This window comes from Desulfitobacterium sp. LBE, from assembly GCF_007830365.1.
Taxonomy (GTDB): Bacteria; Bacillota; Desulfitobacteriia; order Desulfitobacteriales; family Desulfitobacteriaceae; genus Desulfitobacterium; species Desulfitobacterium hafniense.
On record NZ_VLKD01000001.1, the window covers coordinates 1,990,445 to 2,002,518 of the forward strand.

The 12,074-nt window shown below is 46.8% G+C and carries 11 protein-coding genes; 2 read left to right on the forward strand and 9 right to left on the reverse strand.

Translation table 11 applies throughout. The features are described from left to right. Positions 1-54: 54 nt before the first annotated feature. The 4 genes from DESLBE_RS09415 to DESLBE_RS09430 form a co-directional block, all read right to left on the reverse strand. On the reverse strand, positions 55-603 hold the full coding sequence (locus DESLBE_RS09415) for a 4Fe-4S dicluster domain-containing protein (RefSeq protein ID WP_144676414.1): 549 nt from the start codon (positions 601-603) through the stop codon (positions 55-57). Next, entirely contained in the window at positions 603-2,801 is a 2,199-nt protein-coding gene (srrA, locus tag DESLBE_RS09420; RefSeq protein ID WP_144676417.1) for a respiratory selenite reductase catalytic subunit SrrA, read from the reverse strand. The genes DESLBE_RS09415 and srrA overlap by 1 nt, the downstream gene beginning before the upstream one ends. A 26-nt stretch (positions 2,802-2,827) precedes the next feature. Next, positions 2,828-3,940, reverse strand: coding sequence for a rhodanese-like domain-containing protein (locus DESLBE_RS09425; protein ID WP_018213577.1), 1,113 nt, complete (start codon positions 3,938-3,940; stop codon positions 2,828-2,830). Positions 3,941-4,239: 299 nt separating this feature from the next. Next, on the reverse strand, positions 4,240-4,923 hold the full coding sequence (locus DESLBE_RS09430) for a Crp/Fnr family transcriptional regulator (protein WP_005817200.1): 684 nt from the start codon (positions 4,921-4,923) through the stop codon (positions 4,240-4,242). A 183-nt stretch (positions 4,924-5,106) separates the two neighbouring features. Between DESLBE_RS09430 and DESLBE_RS09435 the strand changes: the two genes are divergently transcribed. Both DESLBE_RS09435 and DESLBE_RS09440 read left to right on the forward strand, forming a co-directional pair. Further along, entirely contained in the window at positions 5,107-5,391 is a 285-nt protein-coding gene (locus tag DESLBE_RS09435) for a metalloregulator ArsR/SmtB family transcription factor (RefSeq protein ID WP_005817201.1), read from the forward strand. 18 nt (positions 5,392-5,409) lie between these two features. Continuing rightward, the gene (locus tag DESLBE_RS09440) at positions 5,410-7,155 is read left to right on the forward strand and encodes an FAD-dependent oxidoreductase (protein ID WP_144676419.1); all 1,746 of its coding nucleotides are present in this window, start codon (positions 5,410-5,412) and stop codon (positions 7,153-7,155) included. Positions 7,156-7,244: 89 nt separating this feature from the next. On the opposite strand, the gene DESLBE_RS09445 is transcribed toward DESLBE_RS09440, so the two are convergent. From DESLBE_RS09445 to DESLBE_RS09465, 5 genes are all read right to left on the reverse strand, one after another. Beyond that, positions 7,245-8,267: an FAD:protein FMN transferase gene (locus tag DESLBE_RS09445; protein ID WP_243131390.1), complete on the reverse strand. Its 1,023-nt coding sequence runs from the start codon at positions 8,265-8,267 to the stop codon at positions 7,245-7,247. A 224-nt stretch (positions 8,268-8,491) separates the two neighbouring features. Beyond that, positions 8,492-9,739 (reverse strand): lipoprotein, encoded by a 1,248-nt coding sequence (locus DESLBE_RS09450; RefSeq protein ID WP_026184102.1) that lies wholly within the window; start codon positions 9,737-9,739, stop codon positions 8,492-8,494. A 426-nt stretch (positions 9,740-10,165) separates the two neighbouring features. Further along, the gene (locus tag DESLBE_RS09455) at positions 10,166-10,972 is read right to left on the reverse strand and encodes an energy-coupling factor transporter transmembrane component T (RefSeq protein ID WP_018213581.1); all 807 of its coding nucleotides are present in this window, start codon (positions 10,970-10,972) and stop codon (positions 10,166-10,168) included. A gap of 80 nt (positions 10,973-11,052) precedes the next feature. Then, a complete protein-coding gene (locus DESLBE_RS09460) occupies positions 11,053-11,676 on the reverse strand; it encodes a Gx transporter family protein (protein ID WP_015943476.1) in 624 nt (207 codons plus the stop codon). Beyond that, a complete protein-coding gene (locus tag DESLBE_RS09465; protein ID WP_011461457.1) occupies positions 11,669-12,058 on the reverse strand; it encodes a NusG domain II-containing protein in 390 nt (129 codons plus the stop codon). The genes DESLBE_RS09460 and DESLBE_RS09465 overlap by 8 nt, the downstream gene beginning before the upstream one ends. Positions 12,059-12,074: the final 16 nt, after the last annotated feature.

Here is a 12,074-nt window from a genome sequence, read left to right on the forward strand (position 1 = left end):
ATTAGCTAACTGAAAATTTGACTCGCTTAGAGTCTTGACATATTACCGAAGGACTTAAATACGTTTACTCTTGGCATAGTAGATTCTCGGCTTGGTCTGGAGATCAGCCCGGAGTTGGATAAGGTCTTGGTTCTTGAGCAGTTCATGAAGAGGACTGCCGGGGTCGTCCAGGTCGCCAAAAACGCGCACATCGTTCATACAAGTGGATACGCAGGCCGGTGTTTCCCCATTGACCACATACTCGGCACAGAAGCGGCATTTCTCCGGCACTCCGTGCTCATTGATGACCCGGGCATTATAGGGGCAGGCTACCATACAATATTTACAACCAATGCACTTCTGGGCGTCAATTAAAACAATTCCATCTTCCCGCTTGTAAGTCGCCCCCGTTGGGCAAACCTTTTGACAAGGAGCGTCGTCACAATGCTGACATTGAACGGGGGTAATCAGCCGCTGCACCTTGGGATATTTCCCTGTCTCCTGTTCGATGAGGCTGTTAAACTTCAGAGTTGGCGCTAACCCCCACTGGGCCTGGCAGGCGATTCGGCAGGCATTGCAGCCTGTGCAGCGGTTGGGGTCAATGAACATTACATAGTCAGCCATCATTTCCCCCCCTTTGTAATAGTCACGATGCATTCCTGTCCCATCACATGACCGGTCTTCTTATCGATACGGGCAGGAATAAAATCGTTGTAATTCACACCCTGGCCATAGCCAAGTTCCAGTTTTTCAGAAAAGGTCCCGTAGGTTGAGGGCAGCCAAACACATTCCGGGTGAAGGCCTTCCGTTATATGGACCTGCACCTGTTTGGAGGTTATATCACTGGACACTGTAACCCAATCCCCCTCCTGGATACCTAACTCACCGGCCCGGGAACTGTTCATCCACATATAGGTTCCCTTTTTCTCTTCGGTAATGGCCATTAAATAGGGGTTGTTGGTGGTCATGATGTGGGAATGCCAGGGTTGCTTGCCATGAATCAGACGAAATTGGTTGACTTCCGCCGGCTCCACTAGAGGGGGCACCCAAGTGGGTACACCCAGGTATCCTTCTTTTCTCCAGGCTCCTATAGAGAACTCTATTTTTCCGGTAAAGGTGCCGAAGGTTAAGCCTTCCTCTTTAGGCAGCACTGAGGGCATCAGCTCGATGCAGCCCTTTTCCCGCAGCTCATCCACACTGACCCCAATGGGACCCAGAGCCACCTCCAATTCTTCCTCCACGGTATAGCCGTAGAGGTTTTCGATTCCATAAGCCTTGGTCAAGCCTTTCATAATATCCAACAGATCGAGGCTTGAAGTGGTGCTCTCCAGAGCTTTAAAGCGGGTAGCCACTTGAGTAGCCGGCCAATAGATATTGCCATTGATGACCTTGGGATGTTCCGTCCGCTCCAGATAGTGGTTCTCAGGCAGAATATAATGGGCGGTGTAGAGAGAGGTCTCATTCCAGTCATAGGGAATGCTTACCACTAAATCCGCATTCTTAATCTTCTTTTGGTATTCCGGTTCAGGAGCTGAGCGCAAAGGGTTGTAGGAGTAGAAGAACACCATTCTGGCTCTGCCTTTTTCGATCATGTCGGGGATTCTTTGCGGAATACCCCGGGAAGGTTCCACTAAGGGATATTCTCCTACCTCACCGGCTCCGTCGGCCCGGATTCCTTTAGCGGCGACAGGTCCGTAATAGGTGGCTTCAGGATGACCAAAGGTGGTACTGGCGGCGGGGAACAATCCGCCGGCTTTCCAGAAGTTGCCCAGCAGAGCATTGATAATAATATTGAGCATCATGGTCTCATTGGAGTTTTGGTAATGGGCGGCCAATCCGTGATAGCCGGGATCCAGGAAAGCATGGGGAGCACTTCCGGCCAATTCCCTGGCCACTTCACGAATCTTAGCGGCGGCGATGCCGCAAATCGTGGCTGCCTGATCGGCACTGAAGTCCTTATTATGCATCCAGAATTCGTCAAAGCCATAAACATATTGCTCCACAAAACTCTGATTATAGAGGTTTTCCGTAATCAAGGTGTGGGCGATTCCTAAAAAGAAAGCCAGGTCTGTACCGGGCCGAATGGGAATCCATTCGTCGGCGATGGTCGCCAATTCACAGAAGCGGGGATCGACAACGATGATTTTTCCCCCTTTGGCTTTGGCTTCCGTGATCCGTTTCATAGCAGCGGGAATAATTCCCCCGGCATAGTTTCTGCCTACAAAGAGCATGGTTTTGGCCTGATCGAAGTCTGGATTAAACATACCGCCCACCATGTTTTGCCAGATGTTGGTTTTTGCTGAAAAGCAGGTCGCATAATGAGTTATATAGGTAGAAGAACCGATGATATCCATGAATTGCTGGGCATAACTTTCCTTGCCCCCATGGCAGGCCCAGACCATCTTGTCGCCGCCATGTTCTTCAACGATGGCTTTCATCTTCGCACCCACCTCCTGGAAGGCCTCCTCCCAGGTCATGGGTTGGAAATTGTTTTTGTCATCCACACGCTTCATAGGCTGAGTTACCCGTCCAGGGTTATACACATTCTGAGCAATTCCATGCCCCCGGGCACAGATATGCCCTCTGGATTTCATATGAATGTCGTTGCCTTCAATTTTCCACAATCTGCCGTTTTTCACATAGGCCCACACTCCACAGTAGCTGGAACAGCCATTGCAAAGGGATGGAACCCGTGTGACCTCTGCATGCTTAGCCTCTTCGGCAAAAGCTTGGAAATCCATCTTCAATGCTTGGGGCAGAGCAACGGCTGTCGTGGTCGCAGCAGCAAGTTTTAGAAACGACCGACGTGATATTGGCTGCATAACCTTCCCTCCTTGTCCGTAATTCATCAACCACAACCTGCCGCACCTGTACTCGGTGGGAGATAGTTCAACGGAGTTAATGGGTAATATTCCTTAACAAGGCTGTGCACCGGAACCGCCCCCGTGGCGGCTTCCTGAGCACTCCAATAGCTCATGCCATACTTCAGAGCCACGCAATCATATCCCAAGGTGACCAGGCTCCGGGCGCCCTGGCTGGCATCCATACCGTCATAGCCGATTAAAACAATCCGTTGATCCGGTGAGTAGTTCTTAACCTGATCCGAAGCGGCCAGTTGGTCCAGGGGAATATTGACGGCTCCTTCAAGATGCCCCTGCTGGTAATGCTTCGGTTCACGAATGTCCACCAAAAGATAGTGCTCTGCAGGCCCTTGCTGCAGCTCACTATCAAGTTCCTCCGCAGTAATGACTCCTTTATAATTCCGATCCAGATAGGTTCTGGTGGTGTGAACGATATACTCCTGGGTTTTCCCCTCAGGGTACTTAATTTCCGGAAGAGCATTCTCTCCAAGGGTTGCTGTTGTCATGTCTGTAACCAGGGTGTTATTGAGCGGTTGGGCAGGAAATGCCTCATAACCGGTGGGTGATGCTTCCTGTGTCCAGCTTTGCATGCCATAGAGAAGCGGTACCGCCTGATATCCCAATTGATTCCAGGTGGCTGCCGTTTGTGCCGCCAAATGGCCGTTATAGTCAATAACCACCAAGGTTTTGTCTTTAGGCAAACTTTCCAGCCTTTCCGGGTTAGAAGTTTGGGCGTAAGGTATGCTGACCGAACCTGGGATATTGCTGCTGACGAAATCCTGATTAGCTCTTATGTCCACTAAGAAGTAATGACCGTTACACTCCCGGACGATTTGATAAAGCTCTTCAGGCGTCATGGCGGTGACTTTATCCCCGGCCAGAAATTCATCCACCACTTGCCTGACGGATTCAAACTGCTCCACCAAGGGTGCTTCACTAATGCCCGGATCAACCACAGTCGCCGGGCTTGTATTGGCACACCCTGCCAAAGCAAATCCAAGCAACGACACTCCCAGCAGAGTCTGGAATCGAATCCGATGTTTCATTGGCTCCCCCTCCTTTTTAATGTCCTCATATTTTGTGATAATACTCACATTCATAAAACGAGCAGTACCTTTGGTTCATTTACTGCCAGGATACAGAACTGCTGAGATACAGATGGATCTCTGACTTGTTCATTCCCTGCTCTTTATGTAACATTTATCACAACTCTCATCCTTATCCTAACATAACTCCCTTTACTTCATCTGTGACTAAAGTACAATTGTGAAGAAAATGTGAAAAGCATCCTTCCTCAGGCTTATTGGCAAGACCACATGGCAGCTGATTTAAAAAAAGGTGAAGCGCAAGCTATGCCTGCCTTCACCTTTTCTAAGCTTTATTAAAACTATGCCAGCTGCTATTGAACGAGCTTTTCTAATTCCTTAGGATCTTTAATATCCAGACGTCCCCGTGATAAGGTTAAAATACCCAGCCGCTCAAACCCTTTCAACTCCCGGCTGATAACTTCCCGTGCTGTACCCAGCTCCCGGGCAAAGCCCTCATGGGTCATATAAACGGGAGAGCGTCCACCATTACTGCTGGCGAACAAAAGCTGAGCCAGCCGTTTTCTTACCGGAACAAAGGCAATACTGTCCACCACTTCCGTCGCCTCGAAAAGCCGATTGGATATATCGTTGATCACAAACCGATAAAAGGGTTCCGATTCGGCAAAAGACCGTGCGAAAAACCTGCGGGATACCCAAATGACCTTAACGTCGGTCTCAGCTGTAACCGTGACCGTGTTGCCTTTAAAATCACCTAACACACAGGCCGCCGACAGAGGACAAATCCTGCCTTTAAAAATATGATAAATGGTTACTTCCCGCCCGTCCTCCGAATTCATAGCCACCCTCAGCTCTCCGGATAAAAGTAAAGCCAAGCCGTGGCAATAGGAACCCTTTTCCGCAATGATGGTACCGGCAGGGACTTCTTGAATATTTGAATGTTCCACCAAGGCCTCAATCTGCTTATAGGATAACTCTTGAGCAAAGCTGAAGGTTTCGATTAATTCCTCAACGATACCTTTAGTTTTACCTCCCATTTATCACCCTCCTCAATTTACTTGCTCTTGCTGTTGCCTATTCGACACTGAGCAAGGATTTCCCTTTTAAAACAATTCTTTAAAAGCAATTGACAATGACTTGCTTTTCATTATATCGTATTATATGAATATAATGATACAAAAAAATTAAAAAGTCCTATCATACAGAAAGGCGGTATCTCTTTGGATCATGGTTACGCAAAATACAATGAGGTCGCTGAATTGCTTAAAGTTTTAGCTCATCCGGTAAGACTTTGTATTGTGAGCAGGTTGCTGGAAATGGGGGAATGCAATGTAACCACCATGCATACTTGTCTCAATGCTCCTCAGTCCACCATATCCCAGCATCTGCAGAAATTGCGTTCCGCCGGCATCGTGGAATACCGCAGAAACGGTCTGGAGATCTACTACAAAATAAAGAACAAAAAAATCAGCCAACTTGTCAGCGATGTCCTTCAAGAAGTGTGAAAGAAAGGATTGGCCAACATGAAGAAAAAAGTGCTCATTGTCGGCGGAGTGGCCGGGGGAGCCTCCGCAGCGGCGCGACTAAGACGTCTGGATGAAGATGCGGAAATCATCCTCTTTGAACGTGATGACTACATATCTTTTGCCAATTGCGGATTACCCTACTATATCGGAGGAACGATTACGAAACGGGAGCGATTAATGGTTCAGACCCCGGAAGATATGCAGGCCCGCTTCAACATTGATGTGCGGATTCGCAGTGAAGTCATCCGGCTTGATGCCGCTAACAAGAAAGTTCTCGTCAGAAGTCAGTCCAGAGGAACCTATGAAGAGAGCTACGATGCCCTCATCCTCTCCCCCGGCGCTAAGGCTTTGCGGCCTAATATTCCCGGCATCGACAGCGAGAGAATCCTCACTCTCCGCAATATCCCCGATACGGATGCTATCAAGGGCCTGGTGGATCAGAAAGGCGTGCAGAGCGCCATTATCATTGGCGGTGGTTTTGTCGGAGTTGAAATGGCTGAAAACCTCAGGGAACAGGGATTGAATGTCACTCTCGTGGAAGCCGCTCCTCATATCCTCGCCCCCTTTGATACGGATATGGTGGTCCTTGCCGAGAAAAAACTGGTGGCCCACGGAATTCGCCTTGTCCTGAACGATGGTGTGAAATCTTTTCAAGATCTGGAGAACCAGGTTGAAGTGACCCTGGCCAGCAATAGGAAGCTCCAGGGAGATCTGATCATCCTGGCCATCGGCGTCATTCCTGATACAGGATTCCTCAAAGAAAGCGGTTTAGAGCTGGGGCCCAAAGGTCATCTGATCGTCAATGAACATATGGCAACGAATCTTCCCCATGTCTATGCCGCAGGGGATGCTGTGGAGGTTCTGGACTATATAACCAAGACGAAAACGGCCATTCCTCTGGCCGGCCCGGCCAACAAGCAAGGCCGCATTGCAGCGGATAATATCGCCGGCTTAAATTCAACCTACAAGGGCACTCAGGGGACTTCCATCATCAAGATTTTTGAACTCACTGCCGCCAGTACCGGTGCTAATGAGAGAACACTGCAACGGGCTAATCTGCCTTATCACGTCATCCATATTCATCCTGTTTCTCATGCTTCCTATTATCCCAACGCTTACCCGATGACCCTGAAACTCATCTTTGGCGCCGATGGGAGGATTTTCGGCGCCCAGGGCATCGGCAGGGATGGCGTCGATAAGCGTATTGATGTCATCGCCACAGTCATCCGCCTGGGGGGTACCGTCGAGGACCTGACCGAGCTGGAATTAGCCTATGCACCGCCCTTCTCTTCAGCTAAAGACCCTGTGAATATGGCCGGGTATGTGGCTCAAAATGTCTTAACCGGCCAAGCTCATATGCTGGTATGGGATGATCTGAATAAGATCGACGAAGAATATACTTTTGTTGATGTTCGGACTAAAATTGAATTTGCCAAGGGTCATGTAGAAGGTGCTATAAATATTCCCGTGGATGACCTTCGCCAACGAATCCAAGAGCTGGATCCTGGAAAACTCATTGTTGTCTATTGCGAAGTGGGATTAAGAGGCTACTTCGCCGAGCGAATTCTTACCCAAAAGGGCTATCGGGTCTTAAATCTCACCGGCGGCTATACCACTTACTCTGTCCAGGGCTTTGATCCCAATCAAGCCTTGGATGACTACAAAAAAGATTTCAACCCTTACCCCTGCTGCGCCGGCGAAGACATAATCGATCCCGATACCCAAAGGATCAAGCATCAATAGTTTTATAGATCAAACATCAATAGTTCCATAACGGTCATTTCCCTTAAAGAACAAGAGGGCTCTCCAATTATTGAGATGCCCTCTTGTTGTCATTTGCTTTCTGGGGAAGATGTCGTCTGCAGATGATAATCAGGGTTGGTGATTTCAAAGTTGGAGCTGTTGATGCCTGACGTTACATATACCTTTTTATCGGCGGTGATGAATATCGCTTCCGTATCAGGAATCTTTTCAATCATTTTCATACCTTCCTCAAGGCCCAGCAGGAAGGTTCCGGTGGATAAGCCATCGGCATTAATAGATTCTTTCGTAATGATGGAAACACTGATCAACCCATTTTCCCCAGGATAGCCTGTATCCGGATCAATCAGGTGATGATAAACTTTACCACCTTCTTCGAAGTACCGTTCATAGGTCCCGGATGAGACCATGGTCTGGTCATTGAGCAGAACCACGCCCATGGATTTACCCCTGATTTCATAAGGATCCTGCAAACCAAGCCGCCAAAGGGAGCCATCGAGTTTAGTATTCATCGCCACAATATTGCCGCCAAGATTAACAATGGCGTGTTCGATCCCGGCCTCTTTGAGGATCTTTACCGCCTCATCCGCAGCATACCCTTTAGCGATAGCTCCTAAATCCACCACCATACCCTCTTGGTTCAGCTTAGCACTGGAATTGTCTTTATCGAGAATAAGATTATGATAATCCACCAAAGGCAGCTTTTTATTTATTTCATCAATACCAGGAACCCGGGCATTATCCGAGCCGATATTCCAAAGCTTGACAATGGGACCGACAGTGATATCGAATTTTCCTTGCGAAAGCTCAGCGAGATATTTTGCTTTCTCTAAAACATAAAATGTATCGGGGTTTATTTTCACAAACTCCTTACCGGAAGCTTTATTCAACTGGATTATCTCACTGTTCGGATAGTCATCATTAATCGTCATTCTTTGCTCAATATCGGTGAGACGATCAAAAACCCTCTGAAAGATTTCGTTATCTTTTATCTCATCGTAGATGGTAATCTTGGCCACTGTTCCCATCAAAAAAGTTGTTTCGACGACAGGTTCAAATTCCTTCACCTTGGTCTCTGCAGACAAGCATCCCACCAGGGAAAAGCTTAAACATACACAAATTAACATCACAAGCAGCCGAGATTTGAAGGATGACGGTCTTAGATTTTGCATAGTAGAAGAAAACCTCCATCTTTGCGAGTAATCATCTTGTCCCAAGCCTTATTATAGTATGAAACAGTGTTTTTTTATAGAAGAAAGAAATGAAGAAGCAGCCGAAACCGCTTCTTCATGGTCTTAGTATTCTTGCCTAAACCCTATTATTTGGCACCTTCGAGGGCCTTTTGCGCCAGTTTGAAGAACTCACCAACTGTTACGGATACTCCAGCGATATCATCGGAATGACCGGCATCATCCTTATAGTTGATCTTGGTCGGATCTTGGGTCTTTAAGAGATAAGCTTCGGCTTTTTGAGCTTGCACAGCCCATTCACCCTGGTTTCCAGGAGCGAGTTTGTAATCGCCCTCAGTGGATTGAACGTCTTTATTCGGCTTGGTAGCATCTTCGGGGATACCATTCCAGTCAACACCAACAATCGTTCCGTTCTTAACGACGATACTGGTCATATACTTCCAGCCGCCTTTGAAAGCCTCTTCGGCAGCATAGTAGATGCCGTCTTTATAAGAACCTTGGGCAATGGGTCCTTTGTCTAAGGCAGCTTTAGCCAGGTCAAAGAACTCAACAACATGAATGGATACACCGGCGATATCGTCGGTATGACCGGCATCATCTTTATAGGTGATCTTGGTAGGATCCTGGGTTTTTAAGAGATAGGCTTCAGCTTTTTTGGCTTGTTCATGCCATTCCGCCTGAGCTTTACCTTTTTCTACCAGACCATATTCCCCGTCAGCAGATAAGGTGTCCTTATCTTTGCCGCCGTTAACATTTAAGCCGTTCCAATCAGCAGCCACGATGTTGCCGTTGATAACCGTCAGGCTGGCAAAGTATTTCCAGCCGCCGCTGCCATACATAGCATCCTCAGCATAGTAAGCACCGTCTTGATATGGGCCTTTGCCTACAGGGCCGGCATCCAGAGCTTGCTTGGCTAAATCAAAAAACTCATTGACATGAATGGATACACCGGCTATATCATCCGTGTGCCCTTCATTATCTTTAAAGGTAATCTTAGTGGGATCTTGGGTTTCAATCAGATAAGCCTCGGCTTTTTGAGCTTGCTCATGCCACTCAGCCTGAGCTTTTCCTTTGGCTACCAGACCGTATTGACCGGATGCCGAGAAGGTATCCTTATCGGGTCCACCTTTTTCATTGGCGCCATTCCAGTCGGCAGTAACAATTTTACCATCTTTCACTTCGATGGTGGCGGTATATTTCCAACCGCCATCAAAGTCGGATTGTGCAAAATAAATCCCATCTTTATACTTTGCCTCTTGGGCAGGAGCCGGATCTTTAACCGCAGTAGCCGGTGTAGTTTGACCACCTGAGCATCCACTTAAAACAAGAACAGTCCCTAAGGCAATAACTGACGCTAATGATTTAATCTTTTTCATTTCCTTCCTCCTCCTTGTGAAACTACCTTTATACACTTTTCATTAAAGAATTAAGTTATTTAGAACAGCCCCTCTCCCTGTCCTCCTTCCCTTAGTCTCTATGAAACAATTCTGAGAAAGCTCTCGTGGAGAAAATGAAGATTACCACAAGCTTGCATATTCAATAGATGCATTTGCAATAGATGTCTCAGCAACATATGTAATTGCAATATTTGTCACAACAAGCTTTTCTCAAGTAGACTTTATCAAAAAGAGGTTTTGCTGTCAATACATAATTCAGAACTCTTTTAAATAATTATTAGATAAACAATTGTCTGAAAGATCAGCCGCCAGGACACAACTAAAAAACAGCGGGCAGGAATCCCCTTGGGAACCCTTACCCGCTGTTTTTCGATTACTTTTTAATTGTTTTCAAGTTTTCCAGCTCTATAGTATTATGCCGTTTTCTATCAGCCAAATCATCACTGCCAAGGCAAGGAAGCTGGCCAGAGCTACCCCATCCTTCAGGGAAAACTTAAAGTGATAATGATACAACTCCTCAGGACTCACTTTGTCAACATACTCCTGAACCTTATCAATTTTATCGAAGGAATCAACGATAAGATTGACGATAACCTGGGAAATCCCTTTTACATTGATTTTAAACTTACGCTTTCCTTCCCCAACCACTGTACGCATCTTATCTCCCAAGCTCTTCTTCACTTCAGAGCCTGTATCTTTCAGCTGGGCTACGATACACATGATGATTTTCAAATAGTCCTGAACCGGCAGCCCCAGCTTTTTTAACGGCAGGAAAAATTTATCCAGCATTCCTATAAAAGTCCTCATTGGGGTGGTATGGAAATACAGGATGCTGATATACCAAATCACAAAAAGCTTGAAAAGCCTTAGAAAAACCGCCCCAAATCCTTGGAAAGCAAACATTGGGTTCTGGGAAAAATGAAAAAAGACAGCATTCATCATCAGGCCAAAAAAATAGGGAATGAGTACGATAATCCCAAAGGAAGCCCCGCTGATCATTAAGGTGCGCAAATTAATCTTAAAAATCCAGGCAACCAGGATTAAATAAGCACTTAAAAGGCCAAAGCTTAAGGAGCTTCGGAACCAAAAGGGCATAACCATAAGCAGAATCGCCAGGATCAACTTGATCAGTCCATCCATCCTGAAGCATTCTGCTTTATTTAACCCCTTATTTTCCTCATCAGAATTCATTACCGTTAAATCCTTCGCCATAAACCACTCAATCTCTTCTCCAGTATTTCATCTTGCTTCCCTTTGCCATGAAATTCTATCCTATTCTTTTCTATTGTTTCCTATTCTTCCCTCCGCTCTATCATCCCGGTTTTAATCTCAGCACGGGGAAGGTCCTCGTCCTCTTCACTCTTGAAAGGGATCTGTTCTTCCTCATTCACATCAGGTTCGGCGGTCTTAGCAAAAATGTCCTTTTTACTCACTTCATTAATGGCCAATTCGCCTATGCTCCCGGTGATCAAGCCAGTAACCACCGCGGATATAAGAAGGATCGGCAAATAGTAGAACACCACCACTTGACCAAGGATGAAGGACGCTACAGTGATCTGGGTCGTATTGTGAACGATGGCCCCGACAATGCTGACTCCTTTAATGCTGAAAAATCTGGAAAGTTTTTTATAAAGCAGCCACATGACCAAGGCACTTAAGAGACCGCCCGTCAAGCTGAAGGCCAGCATCATCACACCCCGGGTCAGTATAGCCACCACGAAGCACCGGACTACCACGATAAATAAGACATCCTTCAACCCTAAAAAAGCAATGGCAATCATCGTGATAATATTGCCCAGGCCCAGCTTAATCCCCGGCACGGGAATGGGCACAGGAATAAAGGATTCCAGAAAAGATATGATAATCGCATTGGTAACTAAGATGATAATTATGGCAAAACGCTTATTTCTATTCATATTCATCACCCTCAATAGTCACGATAGTTCCCGCAGGCAGGCAGGCCGCGAAATCACCGGGCTTGCTCAAAGATCCGGTTTTTACACAGATTTGATCGGGGCATTGGGATTCTAAAAATCTAATCTTGCCATTCTCAGCAACGATCGTCAAGGCAATGCCGCCTTCATAATGGAAATGCTGAGGCTCAGTGACTTTATCCAGATTGATCCTGGCCACTTCCTTGCCGTCCCGGGTAATCACTGCAATGCGTTCGTGTTCCCCATTCCCCCCACCTGGATTAAGCTGATTCCAGAGCCAGGGCACCGCCGCTCCAACTCCGATGATCAGCACAACCAGAATAATGAGCAAATCACCTTTTTTTCTTTTACCTTCTGCTTGCATAGTTCTCTCCAGTCCC

What these genes read in the sequence shown, in the direction of transcription:
- DESLBE_RS09450 (WP_026184102.1), bottom strand. Translation starts at nt 9,739, where the DNA reads ATGAAAAAGATTAAATCATTAGCGTCAGTTATTGCCTTAGGGACTGTT.
- DESLBE_RS09430 (WP_005817200.1), bottom strand. Translation starts at nt 4,923, where the DNA reads ATGGGAGGTAAAACTAAAGGTATCGTTGAGGAATTAATCGAAACCTTC.
- srrA (WP_144676417.1), bottom strand. Translation starts at nt 2,801, where the DNA reads ATGCAGCCAATATCACGTCGGTCGTTTCTAAAACTTGCTGCTGCGACC.
- DESLBE_RS09460 (WP_015943476.1), bottom strand. Translation starts at nt 11,676, where the DNA reads ATGAATAGAAATAAGCGTTTTGCCATAATTATCATCTTAGTTACCAAT.
- DESLBE_RS09440 (WP_144676419.1), top strand. Translation starts at nt 5,410, where the DNA reads ATGAAGAAAAAAGTGCTCATTGTCGGCGGAGTGGCCGGGGGAGCCTCC.
- DESLBE_RS09455 (WP_018213581.1), bottom strand. Translation starts at nt 10,972, where the DNA reads ATGGCGAAGGATTTAACGGTAATGAATTCTGATGAGGAAAATAAGGGG.
- DESLBE_RS09425 (WP_018213577.1), bottom strand. Translation starts at nt 3,940, where the DNA reads ATGAATGTGAGTATTATCACAAAATATGAGGACATTAAAAAGGAGGGG.
- DESLBE_RS09465 (WP_011461457.1), bottom strand. Translation starts at nt 12,058, where the DNA reads ATGCAAGCAGAAGGTAAAAGAAAAAAAGGTGATTTGCTCATTATTCTG.
- DESLBE_RS09415 (WP_144676414.1), bottom strand. Translation starts at nt 603, where the DNA reads ATGGCTGACTATGTAATGTTCATTGACCCCAACCGCTGCACAGGCTGC.